The following is a 16,776-nucleotide window of genomic DNA, read 5'->3' on the forward strand; positions in this document are numbered from 1 at the left end:
AGGTGAATGATAATGGAAGACATGAACCAACTGTACTCTGACATTATTCTGGAGCACAACCAGGACCAGGCCAACAAACATGAGCTGGATCCCCACAATCTCCAGGAACACGGCCACAACCCCAGCTGCGGGGATGACATTACCCTCCAGGCGGATATCCAGGACGGGATCATCAAAGATGCCGCCTACACCGGCCACGGCTGCGCCATCAGCCAGGCCTCCACGGATATCATGATCGACCTGATCCGGGGGAAATCCGTCAAGGAAGCCCTCCGTCTGGTGGATCTGTTCCTGGCCATGATCAAGCGGGAAGAAACCGATGACGGGAAACTGGAAGAACTGGACGACGCCATCGCCCTGAAAAATATCTCCAACATGCCCGCCCGGGTAAAATGCGCCGTCCTGGCCTGGCATACCCTGAAGGATGCTTTGGAGAAGGAAGAGAATAAATAAGGTGCTGTTTCGCAGCACAATGGCCCTGTCAATGGTCAATTGCCAGAGAAAAGAACCCGCCTTGTTGGACGGGTTCTTTTTTATTTGGCAATCCATAGGATATTTGATGAGGAAACAAGTATTCTTTGAAAAGGTTGGTATACCATATTCAAAAATTTGCTTTGGCAAATTTTATCATTTAGCCATTGACAATTGACTGTTGACAATTGACAAAAGAGGGCAAAGCCCTCTTTTTTATAGCTTTTTCCCCGCTGGTGTAGTATAATCTACCCATAATGTCAAGAGTGAAACATAAGGAGGATGCAGAGGATGCATAGTTTTAGCACGGATTTTGGAGGTCGGACCCTTACCATTGAAACGGGGAAGATTGCCAAACAGGCCAATGGCGCTGTTCTGGTCCGCTACGGCGAAACGGCTGTAGTGGTGGCTGTGACGGGTACCGATACCCCCAGGGAAGGGGTGGATTTCTTCCCGCTGACAGTGGATTTCGAAGAAAAGATGTACGCAGTGGGCAAGATCCCCGGCGGGTTCCTGCGGAGAGAAGGGCGGCCGGCAGAAACGGCCATCCTCACGTCCCGGCTCATCGACCGGCCCATTCGGCCTATGTTCCCGGACGGCTACCACAACGATGTACAGATCGTGTGCACGGCAGTTTCCGTGGATCCGGACAATGCCCCGGACATTCCGGCCATGATCGGCGCTTCCTGTGCCCTGTCCATTTCTGATATCCCCTTTGAAGGCCCCATCGCCGGGGTCCGGGTAGGCCTCATCGATGGCCAGTTCATTGTGGAACCCACTGTGGAACAGGCCAAGGTCAGCGAACTGAACCTGGCAGTGGCCGGTACCAAAGACGCCATCCTGATGGTGGAAGCCGGCGCCAAGGAAGTTTCTGAAGAAGTGATGCTGGATGCCATCTGGTTTGCGCACGGCGAAATCAAGAAACTGGTGGAATTCCAGGAAAAGATCCAGGCCGAAGTGGGCAAGCCCAAAATGGACTTCGAAGTCTACACTCCCCCCGCAGAACTGGCCCAGGAAATCGAAGCCTATGGGGAACCCAAGATCCACGATGCCCTGATGGATCCGGACAAGCTGCACCGGGACAAAATGGTCAGCGAAGCCAAGGAGGAAATCCTGGCCCACTTTACGGAACTGTATCCGGACAATGAAATCGATATTGCCCATGTGGTGGCCAAACTGGTGAAACGGGTGTTCCGGCACATCATCACCGTGGACAAGATCCGTCCGGACGGCCGTGCCCTGGATGAAGTCCGTCCCATCAGCTGTGAAGTGGGGCTCCTGGCCCGTCCTCACGGCTGCAGCCTGTTCACCCGGGGACAGACCCAGGTGCTCAACTGCCTGGCCCTGGCTCCGCTCCGGGAAGCCCAGAACCTGGAAACCCTGGCCGGGGACATCCAGAAACGGTACATCCACCATTACAACTTCCCGCCTTACAGTGTGGGCGAAACCAAACCTCTGCGCAGCCCGGGCCGTCGGGAAATCGGTCACGGGGCGCTGGCGGAACGGGCTCTCCTGCCGGTGATTCCTTCGGAAGAGGAATTCCCCTATACCATCCGGCTGGTTTCTGAAGTGCTGGAATCCAACGGTTCTTCCTCCATGGCCAGCACCTGTGCCAGCACCCTGTCCCTGATGGATGCCGGCGTGCCCATTAAAGCTCCGGTATCCGGGGTGGCCATGGGCCTGGTGAAGGAAGGAGAAAACTTCACCATCCTTACCGATATCCAGGGCCTGGAAGACGCCAACGGGGATATGGACTTCAAGGTAGCTGGTACCTCCAAGGGTATCACCGCCATCCAGATGGACATCAAGGTGGACGGCCTGACCAAAGACATCCTCCAGGCGGCCCTGGCCCAGGCCAAGAAAGGCCGTGCCTTCATCCTGGGCAAGATGCTGGAATGCATCTCCGAACCCCGGAAGCAGCTGAAGAAATACGCACCCAAGATCACCACCATTAAGGTGAACCCGGAGAAGATCAAAGACATCATCGGACCTGGGGGCAAGGTGATCAAGAAGATCGTGGAAGATACCGGTGCCCAGATCGACATCAACGATGACGGTACCGTGTACATTGCCGCCGCCGACAGCGCATCCGCCGATGCGGCCATCAAGACCATCCAGGACATCACGGCAGAACCGGAAGTGGGCAAGGTGTACACCGGCAAAGTCACCCGGATCATGAACTTCGGGGCCTTTGTGGAATTCATGCCCGGCCGGGAAGGGCTGGTGCACATTTCCCAGCTGGCCAAGGAACGGGTGGAAAAAGTGGAAGATGTAGTCAGCGTAGGCGACGAAATCGTCGTGAAGCTGGTGGAAATCGACTCCAAAGGACGGCTGAACCTGTCCCGGAAAGCCTGCTTGAAATAAGAAAAAAGGGTGCTGCTGTGCAGCACCCCTTTTTTCATGTTACAATAATATGGTACACACAGGAAACAAGGAGATCATACTATGGGATTGTTTTTCAGAAAGACGAAAGTGACCTTGCTGGCTCCTTTGACCGGGGAACTGGTGTCCCTGGATCAGGTGCCGGACAAGGCTTTTGCCCAGAAAATGCTGGGAGACGGGGTGGCGGTACGGCCGGAAGAAGGACGGCTGGCAGCCCCCTGTGACGGAACCATTTCCTATGTGCCGGATACGGCCCATGCCATTGCCCTCACGGAAGGCCACGGACTGGAAATCCTGCTCCATGTGGGACTCAATACGGTGGCCCAGAATGGGGCGGGCTTCAAGGCCCTGGTTAAAACCGGGGACAAGGTAAAGGCCGGCCAGCCTCTGATCGAATTCGACCGGGAGAAACTGGGAAGCTGCGGCTGCAATCTGACTACCCCCATGGTGATCACCAATGGGGATAAGGTGGGGAAGATGGAAAAGGCACAGTCAGGACCGGTGGCGGCCGGTAAGGACATTGTCCTGACCATTACCCTGAACTGAGGGGGAAGGAACCATGAAAGTAAACGGCAGCGGCGGAAGTTTTGTGGAACAGGTCTACAACCTGGCACCGGCAGTGGCCTGGGAACTGGGGCTTCAGGTATGCCGGGAAATGGAAGTGGAAATCGAAAAACAGGATGATGCCGGGATGCTGCTGAACGGCTCCCTGGTGTCGGAAGAAAAATCCTTCCTGTTCGGGAAACCCAAACGGAAGGAAATCGTTTTTGCCGTACAGCCTTTGGAACAGGGCTGCAATGTAATCGTGGACATCCACAAAAAACGCATGGAAGTGTACAGCCTGAAGCCCCAGAACCGGGAAACGGATAAATTTGTGGCCCTGTTCGAGGAAAAGGCCCAGGCTTACCTGGATCAGCGGATTTGTCCCCAGTGTCATGCAGCGCTGCCCAAAAACGTGGCCTTTTGCCCCTTCTGCGGGGCGAAGCTGTAGAGAGAAACAAAAAAGCTGGCTGCCGAAGCAGTCAGCTTTTTTATGTTGTAACCTATAGCTTAGATGGCGCGGGTTACCTTGCCGGAACGTAAGCAGCGAGTGCACACGTTGATGCTCTTCACTTCACCGTCTACCACCGCTTTAACCTTTTGAACGTTAGGTTTCCAAGAACGTTTTACATGTCTATTGGAATGGCTGACGTTGTTGCCGGACAGCTCACCTTTGTTGCAGATTTCACAGATGCATGCCATGGTCCCACCTCCTTCAAGTTATAAGGCAATGCTTTATTTTTAAAACTCAATGTAGCTATTTTAACACAAATTGGATTATAATTGCAAGTAGAAAACCATGAGAAAAGGAGAAAATGACCATGTGGTGGCAGGAACCTGTAAGCAAACTCAAAGGCATCGGGCCCAAAAAGGCCCTGGAATTCGCAAATATCAACGTAGAGACCATCGGCGACCTGCTGAATCATTTTCCCCGGCAGGGCTGCTATCTGGATTATTCCCACATCCGGACCATCGGAGAACTGACCACCGGTGGGGAAATGCAGCTGTTCCGGGGGACCATCGTCCGGCTGAACAACCGGCGGAGTGCCCGGAACATGAAATACGCCACCATTACCCTGGGGGACGGCACGGGCTTTGCGGAAATCGTCCTGTTCGGGGCACAGACCTACATGACCCGGGTGTACCATACCGGAGATGAGGTGCTGGTCATCGGCAAGGTGAACCTGGGCCGCACCGCCAAAAGTGTCACCAGCGCCAGTCTGTCCCATGTAAAGGATGAAAAGGCGGAGGCCCCCGGCATCCTGCCCACTTATGCCCTGACCGGCAGCCTGACCCAGAACCAGGTCCGGGGGGCGGTGCGCCAGGCTCTGGCCCTGGCCCGGAAGGAACTGCCGGAGTGCCTGCCGGAAAAGATCCTCCAGGCCAAGCATTTCCTGCCCCGGCTGGAAGCCCTGGAGAACATTCACTTTCCCAAAAGTCCGGAACTGCTGGAAAAGGCCCGGCAGCGGCTGATTTTTGAAGAGCTGTTCTTTCTCCAGTGCGGGCTGCTCCATCACCGGGTGGAAATCAAGAAGGACAGCCGGGGCATCAAGATGGCCCGGTCCGGAGAGCTGGTGCAGAAGGTACGGGAAGGTCTGGGCTTTGCGCTTACCGACAGCCAGAAAAAAGCCTGGCAGGAAATCGACGACGACATGCAGAGCCCGGAACCCATGAACCGGCTGGTCCAGGGGGATGTAGGCTCCGGGAAGACGGCCCTGGCCCTTCTGGCCCTGGCCAAAGCAGTGGAAAACGGCTACCAGGGCTGTCTCATGGCTCCTACAGAGATCCTGGCGGAACAGCATTACCAGGAAATGCAGAAGGTGCTGGAACCGGCCGGAATCCGGACGGCCCTTTTGACCGGAGGCCTGACTGCCAAAAAACGCCGTCAGGTGCTGGAAGGCCTGGCAGACGGCTCCATCCAGGCAGTGGTGGGGACCTACGCCCTGATCCAGGACAAGGTGGTGTTCCATTCCCTGGCCCTGGCCATTACGGACGAACAGCACCGGTTCGGGGTGGCCCAGCGGGCCAAACTCCAGGCCAAGAGCCAGTATGCGCCCCATGTGCTGGTGATGACCGCCACCCCGATTCCCCGGACTCTGGCTCTCACCGTGTACGGGGACCTGGACGTGTCCCTGATGAAAGGAATGCCCCCGGGACGGAAACCGGTCCGGACCCTGTGCTACACCGAGGACAAACGGCCGGCAGTGTACCAGGGGATGGTCCATCAGATCCAGGAAGGCCACCAGGCCTATGTGGTGTGCCCCCTGATCGAGGAAAGCGAAGGGGTGGACGCCAAGGCGGCGGAAGAACTCTACGAGGAACTGACTTCCACCTATCTGAAGGGGATCCCCTGCGGGCTCCTCCACGGCCGTCTGAAGCCGGAAGAAAAGGATGCGGTGATGGAAAGTTTCGCCCGGAACGAAACCAAGGTGCTGATCACCACTACGGTGGTGGAAGTGGGGGTGAACGTGCCCAATGCCACACTGATGGTCATCGAGGGAGCGGACCGGTTCGGCCTGGCCCAGATGCACCAGCTCCGGGGCCGGGTAGGACGGGGCAGCGCCCAGTCCTACTGCGTGCTGCTTACCGCTTCCACCAATCCGGTGACCCTGGAACGGCTCCAGATCATGCGCAGCTGCAGCGACGGGTTCCTGCTGGCGGAAAAGGATCTGGAACTCCGGGGGGCCGGCCAGTTCTTCGGCCTGCGCCAGCACGGCCTCAGCGACCTGTACATAGCGGACATCCTCCGGGATACGGATACCCTGGTGGAAGCCCGGAAAGCGGCCCAGTGGGCCATGGGAGACCCGGACACGGCCCAGGAAGTGATCCGCGCCGCTGCCACCACCCAGTTCGACGGACGGTTCGAGAGGATATTCAATGCATAAGGTGGAGCTGCACGTTGCGTGCAGCTCCCCTCGCTGTCAGCGGCCCCCTTCTTTCACCTTTCTTTACATGCAGTTTTCATTTCTGTAACAAGTTCCGGCTATAATAAATAAAATCCACTATTGACCTTTCATTGATTTTGTCATAAGGAGCCGTATCATGGAAGCACCTGTACAATCACAACCGCAATATCCTGCCCAAGACCGCTGTTCGGAACGGACTTTCAAACTTCTGGCTTTTGCCGGGCTGTTGGGGGTCCTGGTCCTGATCCATTTTCTGGACCCCGGATTCTATCACCAGATCGTCCACCTGGCCCGGGGTGGGAACATCCAGGAAACCGTGGACTTTCTCCGCTCCTTCGGCCCCTGGGCCGTAGTCATCAGTTTCCTGCTGGATGTGTTCATCAACGCCGCCGGCTGTCTTCCCTCCATTTTCCTGTCTACGGCCAATGGGGTGGTGTTCGGGCTGCCGGTGGGGATCCTGGTATCCTGGTCCGCGGAAAGCGTGGGGGTGATTCTCAGTTTCCTCATTATGCGGTATTTCCTCCGGTCCACAGCGGAAACCGTCATTGCCAAAAGCAACAATCTCCAGAAACTGGACGAGATGAGCAGTGAAAACGGCCTGGTGGCCATGGCACTGGCACGGACCCTGCCCTATTTCCCTTCCGGGATCCTCACCTGCTTGGGAGCCATCAGCCGGATGAAGTTCCGGGACTATGTGATTGCCACCTTTATCGGGAAACTGCCCTCCACGGCCCTGGAAGTGGTGGTGGGCCACGACATCGTCCATTTCCGCCAGCATATGGACCGGCTGGCCATCCTGGTGACTCTGGTGCTCCTGGTCTACGGAACGCTGCTGTACAGCCGGTACCGGAAACGTCGGGCCTGAGAAAGAGCTGCAGAAGGAATGTGTATCTATCGTTACACATTCCTTTTTCTTTTGGGAGAATTTCAAAAGTTTTCTGTAAAAAGCAGGAAAAAGGCTGTCTTTCCCCGAAAAAGAGTACCATCAGACTTGTTGAGGACCCTGTTTCGGCAGCGGTACCTCCTGCACCATACGGAACAAAGGGGGCTGTACAGTGAAAGAGTATACAGGTGATAAAATCAGAAACGTGGCAATCGTAGGTCATGGAGGCGCAGGCACCACTTCCCTGACGGAAGCTCTGCTCTACCGCAGCGGGGCCATCAGCCGGATGTGCAAGGTGGAAGACGGCCAGACCACTACGGACTTTGAACCGGAAGAAATCAAAAGAGGGGTTTCTGTCAGCGCCACCCTGGCACCGGTGGAATGGCGGGATGTGAAGATCAACTTCATCGATACCCCGGGGTTTGCGGATTTCGTGGCGGAAGTGAAAGGGGCCTTCCGGGCGGTGGACAGCGTGCTGATCGTGGTCAGCGCCACCAGCGGGGTCCAGATCGGGACGGAACAGTGCTGGAAGCTGGCGGAAGAAGCAGGTCTGCCCCGGCTGATCTTCGTGAACAAAATGGATCGGGAAAACGCTGATTACGACAATATCCTGGACAATCTCCGGGCCAAGATCGGGAAACGGATCCTGCCTCTGGAACTGCCTTTGGGCAAGGAAGCGGATTTCTGCGGGGTCATCGACGTGTTCAACCAGAAGGCCTACCGGGGCAACGGCAACGGGGCCGACGAAATCGAGGTCCCTGCTGATCTGAAGGAATGGGTCCAGGATGCCCATGACAAAATGGTGGAAGCGGCGGTCGAAGCCGATGACGAAATCATGGAACGGTATCTGGAAGGGGAAACCATTTCCGATGAAGAAGTGATGAGCTGTCTGGTGAAGGGCATCCGGCAGGGAATCATCTTCCCGGTGCTCTGCGGCTCCGCCTTCAAGAACATCGGCCTGGGCCGGACCCTGTCCGCCATTGTGGACTATACCTTCCCGGCCATCCTGAACGAATACCATGTAACCAACCTGAAAACCGGAGAAGTGGAACGGCGGGATTCCAACGCACCGCTGGCCGCTCTGGTGTTCAAGACCACCTCCGATCCCTTTGTGGGACGGATGAGCTTCATCCGGGTGTTCTCCGGGGTTATCAACGCCGACAGCACTGTGTATAACGCCAGCCGGGATGAAATGGAAAAGGTGGGGGCCATCTGTACCCTCCGGGGCAAGAACCAGATCCCCATGAAGGCCATTACCGCCGGGGATATCGGGGTGATCTCCCGTCTCCAGTTCACCATGACCGGGGATACCCTGAGTGCCAAGGAGGCACCGGTGCAGTTTGCACCCATTGAATACCCTCTGCCCATGTACAGCCGGGCCATCGCTCCCAAAAAGAAAGGGGACGAGGACAAAATTGCGGCGGCTCTGAACAAGCTCATGGACGAAGATCCTACCTTTATCGTCAGCCGGAACCCGGTGACCAAGGAAACTCTGATCAGCGGCATGGGAGACCAGCATCTGGACATCCTGATGGAACGGATGAAACGGAAATTCGGGGTGGAAGCCGTTTTGAAACCGCCCATGGTGGAATACCGGGAAACCATCCGGGGTTCTGCAGAAGTGGAAGGCAAATACAAGAAACAGACCGGGGGCCACGGCCAGTACGGCCATGTGGTCATCAAAATGGAACCTCTGCCTCCGGGAAGCGGTTTTGAGTTCGTGGACAAGATTTTCGGAGGTGCCGTGCCCCGGCAGTACATCCCGGCGGTGGAAAAGGGCATGAAGGAATCCATGGAACACGGGATCCTGGCCGGATATCCGGTGGTGGATCTGAAGATCACCCTGCTGGATGGGTCCTATCATACGGTGGACTCTTCGGAAATGGCCTTCAAAGTGGCTTCCCACATGGCCTTCCAGAAAGCGGCGGAACAGTCCAAGCCTGTGCTGATGGAACCCTATTACAACCTGGATGTGTATTGTGACGAACGGATGACCGGGGACATTATTTCCGACCTGAACAGCAAACGGGGACGGATCCTGGGGATGCAGTCTGCAGAAGACGGCCGGGCTGTGGTAAAGGCCCAGGTGCCCTATGCGGAAATCCTGGATTACGCTGTGGATCTCCGGGCCCTGACCCAGGGGACCGGGACCTTCGAAATGAAGTTTGACCATTACGAAGACGTGCCTCCCAAGATGGCGGACAAGATCATTGCTGAAGCCAGAGCCAAGGCAGAAGCCGCCAAAAAGTAAAAATATGCGTTTACCGGACCTGCCGGCCATTGCCGGAGGTCCGGTTTTTGTGTAAACTGAAAGGGATCGATTGTACAAGGAGGAATGGATGTGACACTGACTACTGAAAAAAAGGGCATCTTGGCTTCCATCCTGGCGGCGGTGTTCTTTACCACCATGGATGTGGGAGCCAAGAAACTGCTCCACCTGGGCACCGGGGAAATCACCTTCTTCCGGGGACTGGTGGGGATGCTGTTCCTGCCCTTTATGGCCCGGATGGAAACCCTGCCGGTGTTTTCCGGGAAGGACCGGGGGCTGCTCCATCTCCGGGGCCTGTTCGGATGTGCCTGCCTGCTGTTCTTTTTTTACTGCCTCAATGGATTGAAACTGGGGGACGCGGAAATCCTCACTCAGCTCTCTGCCTTTTTCATGTGTCTCCTGTCCCCGATTTTCCTCCGGGGCAGTCTCCAGAAGCGGTCGGTGCCCTGGCTGGGGGTGATCGCCTTGGGAGCGGCCATCGTCCTTCAGGTGTGGAATTTCCACTCGTTCAACCTTTATGCCCTGTTTGGAATCCTGTCCGCCTTCTTTGCAGCCAGCGCTTACGTGTGCATCGGGAAGATGACGGAGCGGGGAGGCCACACCCAGACGGAACTGGTGCTGTATTTCCAACTGTACAGCACTCTGGGAGGACTGGTGCTCATGGGTATGGACCGGTGGACCCTGCCGACAGGGGCCGAATGGGGATGGATCCTGGAAATGGCCCTGTCCGCCCTGATGGGGCAGGTGTGTCTCACCTGGGGGTGCACCCACATCCATCCTACTATGGTGAACTTTCTCATGTATACCGGCATCCTGTTCCATATCCTGGCGGGAGCTCTGCTCTGGGGCGAAGTCCTGACTGGGTATTCCTGGGTGGGCGGCAGCCTGATTGTGCTGGGGAGCGTGCTGCTGCTGAGACAGTGAGAAGAAGGGCGGTTGACAGATGACCGTTGACAGTGCTGCTGTCCTTGCAGCAGCACCCCTTGCGTTACCCCCTCAAATGGCCTATAATCAGAATGAATGACTGTGTATACCACTTTTTTACATCCGCTATGGAGGGATTTTTTTCATGCAAAATATTGATAATGAAAGCATCAACACCCTGCGTTTTTTGTCCATCGATGAGGTGCAGGCGGCCAATTCCGGTCACCCGGGCCTTCCTCTGGGAACCGCGCCCCTGATGTACACCATTTGGGACCGGTTCATGAAATACAATCCTGAAAACCCCAACTGGTTCGACCGGGACCGTTTCGTCCTGTCCCCGGGCCACGGCAGCGCCCTGCTCTATGCCATGCTCCATGTGGCCGGCTATGATCTGTCCCTGGAAGATCTGAAGAACTTCCGTCAGTGGGGCAGCAAGACTCCGGGCCATCCGGAATACGGTGTGACCCCCGGGGTGGATGTGTCCACCGGTCCTCTGGGCCACGGCTTTGCCATGGCAGTGGGACTGGCCATGGCGGAAGAAATGATGGCCACCCGGTACAACAAGGAAGGCTACAAGGTGGTGGACCATTACACCTACGGCATCACCTCCGACGGAGACCAGATGGAAGGGGTGGCTTCTGAGGCCGCTTCTCTGGCCGGTACCCTGGGTCTGGGAAAACTGATCTTCCTCTATGATGACAACAAGATCACCATCGAAGGCAGCACGGACATTGCCTTCCGGGAAGATGTGGGAGCCCGGTTCAAAGCCTATGGCTGGCAGGTGCTGCGGGTGGCTTCTTCTGAAGATGTGGAAGCTTTGGCCAAAGCCATTGAAGCCGCCAAGAAGGAAACCCGGAAACCGTCCCTGATCATCGTGAAGACCCATATCGGCTTCGGCAGCCCCCGGCAGGATATGGCCAGTGCCCACGGGGAACCCCTGGGGGCGGAAAACGTGGCCAAGACCAAGGAAGCCGCCGGCTGGGACGGCAGCCAGTCCTTTGTGGTGCCGGAAGCCGTGAAGAAACATTTTGCGGACAAACTGCCCCAGTGCCGGAAAAACGAAGAAGACTGGAACAAACTGCTGGAAGACTACGGCCGGGCTTATCCGGAACTGGCACAGGAACTGGCTGACCGGCTGGACGGGAAAATGGATCTGGATGTGAAAGACCTGATGGCTGCCTTCAAGGATACGGACAGTGTGGCCACCCGGGCCGCCTCCGGTTCCGTACTCCAGCTGCTGGCTGACAAGATTCCTGCTCTTACCGGGGGCAGCGCTGACCTGGGGCCCTCCAACAAAACGGAAATGAAGGGCAAAGGCTTCTTCTCCGCCGAAGACCGGACCGGCCGGAACATCCACTTCGGCATCCGGGAACATGCCATGGGCTGCATCGTCAACGGTCTGTGCCTCCATGGCGGTATCCTGCCTTTCGGGGCCACCTTCCTGGTGTTCGCCGACTTCATGCGGCCGGCTGTGCGGATGGCGGCTCTCATGGGCATCGGCAGCGTGTTCGTCTACACCCATGACAGCGTGTTCGTAGGGGAAGACGGGCCCACCCATGAACCCATCGAACAGACCATGAGCCTGCGGCTGATCCCCAACGTATCCGTGTTCCGCCCGGCGGACGCCCTGGAAACGGCTGTGGCCTGGAAAGCCGCCTGCGAAAACCGGAAGCAGCCCACCTGCCTGCTGCTCACCCGTCAGGGTCTGCCGGTGCTCCATGGGTATGAAAAGACCATTGCCAAGGGTGCGGCCAAAGGGGCCTATGTGCTGAGCCCCTCCGCCAAAGACAAGGTGAAGGCTGTGATCATTGCCACCGGCAGTGAAGTCCATCTGGCTCTGGATGCCCAGAAAGCCCTGGAAGAAAAAGGCATTGGGGTCAATGTGGTGTCCATGCCCAGCTGGGATGTGTTCGAACAGCAGAGCAGTGCCTACAAGAAGAAAGTCCTGCCCAAGGATGTGCCTGCCATCGCCCTGGAAGCCGGAGTACGCACCGGCTGGGCCCGGTACACCGGCAGCGAGGACAGAGTCCTGGGCATCGACCGGTTCGGCGCTTCCGCCCCCGGCAAGACCGTCTACAAAGAATTCGGCTTCACCGTGGACCATGTGGTGGAAATGGTGAAGAAACTGAAGTGATTGGATGAAAAAGGCTGTCGCTCAGGCGGCAGCCTTTTTCAGAAAGAAGGAGAAAACATGTTCCATCTGTTGACCATTGCCGGGTCGGATTCTTCCGGCGGAGCCGGCATCCAGGCTGACCTGAAGACTTTTGCCGCTCATGGCTGCTACGGCATGAGCGTGATCACTGCCGTGACTGCCCAGAACACCACCGGGGTCACCGCCATCCAGAACATCGACCCGGAAGTGGTGGAAGCCCAGATCGATGCCGTATTCCAGGATATCCGGGTGGACGGGGTCAAGGTAGGGATGGTGTCCAATTCCGCTTTGATCCGGGCCATTGCCCGGAAAATGGAGGAGTACGCTCCCAAAGTGCTGGTGGTGGATCCGGTGATGGTGGCCACTTCCGGCAGCTATCTCTTGGAAAAAGAGGCCCGGAAGGACCTTCAGGAAAAACTGCTGCCTCTGGCCACCCTGATCACTCCCAACATGCAGGAAGGAGAAGTATTGTCCGGCCTTTCCATCCGCAGCCAGGATGACATGGAAAAGGCTGCGGCGGTGATCTGCCAGAAAGGGGCCAGGGCCGTGCTGCTGAAAGGCGGCCATCTGGCGGATACGGCCGATGACTACCTTCTGTATCCCGGGGAAGGGGACTGGCTGAAGGGAAAATGGTTCCCGGGCCAGCGGTTCGACAACCCCAATACCCATGGCACCGGCTGCAGCCTGTCTTCTGCCCTGGCCGCGGAACTGGCCGCCGGTCAGCCACTTCCGGAAGCCGTGGAAAAGGCCAAGGCCTATGTGGCCCTGGGCATCCAGAACGGTCTGGCGGTGGGCAAGGGCCACGGGCCCATCCACCATTTCGTGGATCTGTACCGGCATGCCGGCTGGGAGTGATGCATCATGAAAAAATTTGATCTGAGCCTGTACCTGGTCACTGACCGGAACTGTCTCCAGGGCAGGGATTTTTATGAAGCGGTGGAGGAAGCCCTCCGGGCCGGGGTGACCCTGCTCCAGCTCCGGGAAAAGCATCTGGGCCTGGAAGACCTGGTGGCGGAAGGGAAAAAGGTAAAGGCCCTGTGCCGGAAGTACCAGGTGCCCTTCCTGGTGGACGACAATGTGGAAGCGGCCAAAATCCTGGAAGCAGACGGTGTCCATCTGGGCCAGGAAGACGAGGCCATCCAGAAGGCCCGGGCGGCTCTGGGGCCGGACGCCATCATCGGCATTTCCGCTCACAATCTGGAGGAAGCCCTGGAAGCCCAGGCCCAGGGGGCCGATTACCTGGGAGTGGGGGCCCTGTATCCCACCGGGAGCAAAAAGGATGCCTCCCTGCTGCCTGCCGGGATGCTGGAAAAAATCGTCCAGGCGGTCCGGATCCCGGTTGCAGGCATCGGAGGCATCCAGGAAGACCGGATGGAGGAAGTACTGGACCAGGGTGCCGCCGGCTGTGCCATGATCAGCGCCATTCTGGGAGCTCCTGACATCACCGCTGCTGTCAGCCGGATGAAGGCCCTAATCCAGGCCCGGCAGCAGTGACGGGAGGCAGCCATGGCAAGCGACCTGAAAACGGAAAAACTGGGGAAGAAGCTCCTGTCCCGGTTCACCCGGCAGCTGACGGACCAGGTGTTCCTGTTCCTCCAGCAGGACCCGGAGCTTTATGAGGAATACCAGGCCCTGGTCCGGGACAGCAGCCCCAACGGTGTGAATTCCGTCCTGGGCCGGATGATCACCGAAGCCTATGATCTGGTGAACCTGAACAAGGAAACCCATCCCCAGTCCCCTCTTTTGAAAAAATACACCCGCCATGCAGTCCGGTGGGAAAAGGAGGACCTGGAAGTCCAGAAAAAAGTCCTTTACGGGGACCGGGACCTGTTTACTCCCCAGCCGGCCAAATCCGGTGAGGAACGGAAAGCCCCCAAAAAGAAGGGACCGGACCAGGAGAGTCTCTTCTGAGAAAAAAACCTTGCCTGTCAAGGAAAAATCCTTGACAGGTTTTTCTCTTTATAGTACAATAGCACCCGGTGATATTCATGCAGGATGAAGGCTTTGAAAAAAGGATCCGGTTCGGTCAGCTCTATGCCATCTACGGCGGGCTGCTCACGGAGAAACAGCAGAAAATCATGGAAGAGTATTTCTACGATGACCTGTCATTGGGAGAAATCGCGGAAAATACCCAGACCAGCCGTCAGGCGGTCTATGATCTGCTGCGGCGTGTGGAACAGACCTTGGAAAAGTACGAAAACAGACTTCACCTGCTGCACCAGGATCAGGAACGGCAGTTCAAGCTCCGGGGAGCGGTAAAACTCCTGGAAGCCTGCCGGATCAGTGACAGCACCGATCCCCGTTTGGGGAAGGTGGAAGATATCCTGAAAAGCATCATTGACGAAAGCAGGTAACTATGGCTTTTGAAATCCTAACCGACAAACTGACGGCAGCCATCCAGAAGCTCCGGGGACAGAAGACGGTTTCCGAACAGGATCTGAAAGAGACCCTCCGGGAAGTCCGGCTGGCCCTGCTGGAAGCGGATGTGAACTTCAAGGTCGTCAAAGAATTTACCGCCAAGATCAAGGAGCGGGCCATGGGGCAGCAGGTTGACCCCAATCTCACTCCAGGCCAATATATTGTGAAGATCGTCCATGAGGAGCTCATCGAGCTCCTGGGGGGCACCCAGAGCAAGCTGAACCAGGCGGCCAATCCGCCTACGGTAATCATGCTGGTGGGGCTCCAGGGCGCCGGCAAGACCACCACTCTGGGCAAGCTGGCCAACTACCTGCGGAAAAACGGGAAGAAGCCGCTGATGGTGGCCGGGGACGTGTACCGTCCTGCCGCCATTACCCAGCTGGAAGTCATCGGCAAACAGCTGGATATGCCGGTGTTCTCTCTGGGAGACCAGGTTTCTCCGGTGGAAATCGCCAAAGAATCCCTGAAGCGGGCCAATGCCCTCCTGTGCGATACCGTGCTCATCGATACCGCCGGCCGTCTCCATGTGGACGAGACCCTGATGAATGAGCTGAAAGACATGAAAGCCGCGGTCCATCCGGACGAAATCCTGCTGGTGGTGGATGCCATGACCGGCCAGGACGCCGTTACGGTGGCCGATTCCTTCAACAAAGCCCTGGGCATTACAGGGCTGATTGTGACCAAGCTGGACGGTGACGCCCGTGGGGGCGCCGTACTCAGCGTCAAGGCAGTGACCAACTGTCCGGTGAAGTTTGTAGGGATGGGAGAAAAACTGGATGCCCTCCAGCCCTTCTATCCTGACCGTATGGCTTCCCGGATCCTGGGCATGGGGGACGTGCTCTCCCTGATCGAAAAGGCTCAGGAAGCCATCGATGTGGATTCGGCCAAAAAAATGGCGGAATCCCTGAAGAAGAATGAATTCACCCTGGACATGTTCCTGGACCAGATGAAACAGGTCAAGAAACTGGGGTCCCTGGAATCCATTCTCAGCATGATCCCCGGCATGGGTAAATTTGCCAAGCAGCTGGAAGGGGTGGATCTGGACGGCAAGGAAGTCCGCCGGCTGGAAGCCATCATCTATTCCATGACGCCTCAGGAGCGGCAGAATCCCCGGATCATCAACGGGTCCCGGCGCAAGCGCATTGCAGCCGGCTGCGGCCAGCGGGTCCAGGATGTGAACCGGCTGCTGAAGCAGTTCGAAGAGAGCAAGAAGCTCATGAAGACCATGCAGGGTATGAACAAGTATGCACGGAAAGGCAGATTCAAACTGCCTTTCATGCAATAAAACCAATCTGGTAAGGAGGTGAATGTTGTGGCAGTTAAAATCCGTCTGAAACGTATGGGTGCCAAAAAGAGCCCCTTCTATCGTATCGTCGTTGCTGACGAACGGGCTCCCCGTGACGGCCGTTTCATCGAAACCGTAGGTACCTACGATTCCACTGTTGATCCCGCCGTGGTTACCATCGACGAAGAAAAAGCTCTGTCCTGGATGAAAAAGGGCGCACAGCCGACTGATACGGTTCGTTCCATGTTCAGCAAACAGGGTCTGATGGCGAAACTGGCTGGCGAAAAAGCAGCCAAATAAGGAGGATGACTATGAAAAAGATAGTTGAAGTGATTGCTAAGGCTATCGTGAATAATCCCTCCGAGGTCCAGGTGGAGGAAGAAAGGACCGGATCTTCCGTGATCCTGAAACTCCACGTGGCGCCTGAAGATATGGGTAAAGTGATCGGCAAACAAGGCCGCATTGCCAAGGCCATCCGTCTGGTGATGAAAGCAGCTGCTACCCGCGAAAACGTGAAAGTCATCGTTGATATCGACTAAAGGTGGT

17 protein-coding genes are annotated in these 16,776 nt (G+C 56.9%); 16 read left to right on the forward strand and 1 reads right to left on the reverse strand.

All coding sequences use genetic code 11. From position 1 onward, the window contains the following. The first annotated feature begins 12 nt into the window (after positions 1 to 12). The 4 genes from sufU to FX155_RS02845 all read left to right on the forward strand — a co-directional run bounded on the left by sufU (position 13) and on the right by FX155_RS02845 (position 3,844). Positions 13 to 453: a Fe-S cluster assembly sulfur transfer protein SufU gene (gene sufU, locus FX155_RS02830; protein WP_022488096.1), complete on the forward strand. Its 441-nt coding sequence runs from the start codon at positions 13 to 15 to the stop codon at positions 451 to 453. A 309-nt stretch (positions 454 to 762) separates the two neighbouring features. After that, on the forward strand, positions 763 to 2,835 hold the full coding sequence (locus FX155_RS02835) for a polyribonucleotide nucleotidyltransferase (RefSeq protein ID WP_022488097.1): 2,073 nt from the start codon (positions 763 to 765) through the stop codon (positions 2,833 to 2,835). 81 nt (positions 2,836 to 2,916) lie between these two features. Then, a complete protein-coding gene (locus tag FX155_RS02840; protein WP_022488098.1) occupies positions 2,917 to 3,399 on the forward strand; it encodes a PTS sugar transporter subunit IIA in 483 nt (160 codons plus the stop codon). A 13-nt stretch (positions 3,400 to 3,412) separates the two neighbouring features. After that, the gene (locus FX155_RS02845) at positions 3,413 to 3,844 is read left to right on the forward strand and encodes a zinc-ribbon domain-containing protein (RefSeq protein WP_154487740.1); all 432 of its coding nucleotides are present in this window, start codon (positions 3,413 to 3,415) and stop codon (positions 3,842 to 3,844) included. A gap of 59 nt (positions 3,845 to 3,903) precedes the next feature. Here FX155_RS02845 and rpmB read toward each other — a convergent pair whose 3' ends face one another. After that, a complete protein-coding gene (gene rpmB / locus FX155_RS02850) occupies positions 3,904 to 4,095 on the reverse strand; it encodes a 50S ribosomal protein L28 (RefSeq protein WP_012937850.1) in 192 nt (63 codons plus the stop codon). Between the two features lie 119 nt (positions 4,096 to 4,214). Here rpmB and recG point away from each other — a divergent pair, with 119 nt between their 5' ends. From recG to FX155_RS02910, 12 genes are all read left to right on the forward strand, one after another. Continuing rightward, entirely contained in the window at positions 4,215 to 6,278 is a 2,064-nt protein-coding gene (recG, locus tag FX155_RS02855; protein WP_022488100.1) for an ATP-dependent DNA helicase RecG, read from the forward strand. A 157-nt stretch (positions 6,279 to 6,435) separates the two neighbouring features. Then, on the forward strand, positions 6,436 to 7,164 hold the full coding sequence (locus tag FX155_RS02860; protein WP_022488101.1) for a TVP38/TMEM64 family protein: 729 nt from the start codon (positions 6,436 to 6,438) through the stop codon (positions 7,162 to 7,164). A gap of 190 nt (positions 7,165 to 7,354) precedes the next feature. Further along, on the forward strand, positions 7,355 to 9,433 hold the full coding sequence (gene fusA / locus FX155_RS02865; protein WP_308664570.1) for an elongation factor G: 2,079 nt from the start codon (positions 7,355 to 7,357) through the stop codon (positions 9,431 to 9,433). A gap of 84 nt (positions 9,434 to 9,517) precedes the next feature. Then, complete coding sequence (locus FX155_RS02870) at positions 9,518 to 10,375, forward strand: DMT family transporter (protein WP_154487741.1); 858 nt, start codon at positions 9,518 to 9,520, stop codon at positions 10,373 to 10,375. Positions 10,376 to 10,520: 145 nt separating this feature from the next. Beyond that, positions 10,521 to 12,509: a transketolase gene (tkt, locus tag FX155_RS02875; protein WP_154487742.1), complete on the forward strand. Its 1,989-nt coding sequence runs from the start codon at positions 10,521 to 10,523 to the stop codon at positions 12,507 to 12,509. 57 nt (positions 12,510 to 12,566) lie between these two features. After that, a complete protein-coding gene (gene thiD, locus FX155_RS02880) occupies positions 12,567 to 13,382 on the forward strand; it encodes a bifunctional hydroxymethylpyrimidine kinase/phosphomethylpyrimidine kinase (RefSeq protein WP_154487743.1) in 816 nt (271 codons plus the stop codon). A gap of 6 nt (positions 13,383 to 13,388) precedes the next feature. Further along, positions 13,389 to 14,021: a thiamine phosphate synthase gene (gene thiE, locus FX155_RS02885; protein ID WP_022487041.1), complete on the forward strand. Its 633-nt coding sequence runs from the start codon at positions 13,389 to 13,391 to the stop codon at positions 14,019 to 14,021. A gap of 12 nt (positions 14,022 to 14,033) precedes the next feature. After that, positions 14,034 to 14,438, forward strand: coding sequence for a hypothetical protein (locus tag FX155_RS02890; RefSeq protein WP_022487040.1), 405 nt, complete (start codon positions 14,034 to 14,036; stop codon positions 14,436 to 14,438). A 77-nt stretch (positions 14,439 to 14,515) separates the two neighbouring features. Further along, entirely contained in the window at positions 14,516 to 14,881 is a 366-nt protein-coding gene (gene ylxM, locus FX155_RS02895) for a YlxM family DNA-binding protein (RefSeq protein ID WP_022487039.1), read from the forward strand. A 2-nt stretch (positions 14,882 to 14,883) separates the two neighbouring features. Further along, complete coding sequence (gene ffh, locus FX155_RS02900) at positions 14,884 to 16,230, forward strand: signal recognition particle protein (protein WP_022487038.1); 1,347 nt, start codon at positions 14,884 to 14,886, stop codon at positions 16,228 to 16,230. A 27-nt stretch (positions 16,231 to 16,257) separates the two neighbouring features. Further along, positions 16,258 to 16,530 (forward strand): 30S ribosomal protein S16, encoded by a 273-nt coding sequence (gene rpsP, locus FX155_RS02905; protein WP_012937860.1) that lies wholly within the window; start codon positions 16,258 to 16,260, stop codon positions 16,528 to 16,530. 11 nt (positions 16,531 to 16,541) lie between these two features. Next, the gene (locus FX155_RS02910) at positions 16,542 to 16,769 is read left to right on the forward strand and encodes a KH domain-containing protein (protein WP_154487744.1); all 228 of its coding nucleotides are present in this window, start codon (positions 16,542 to 16,544) and stop codon (positions 16,767 to 16,769) included. The last annotated feature ends 7 nt before the right edge of the window (positions 16,770 to 16,776 follow it).

It is taken from the genome of Acidaminococcus fermentans, from assembly GCF_009696675.1.
Lineage (GTDB): Bacteria > Bacillota > Negativicutes > Acidaminococcales > Acidaminococcaceae > Acidaminococcus.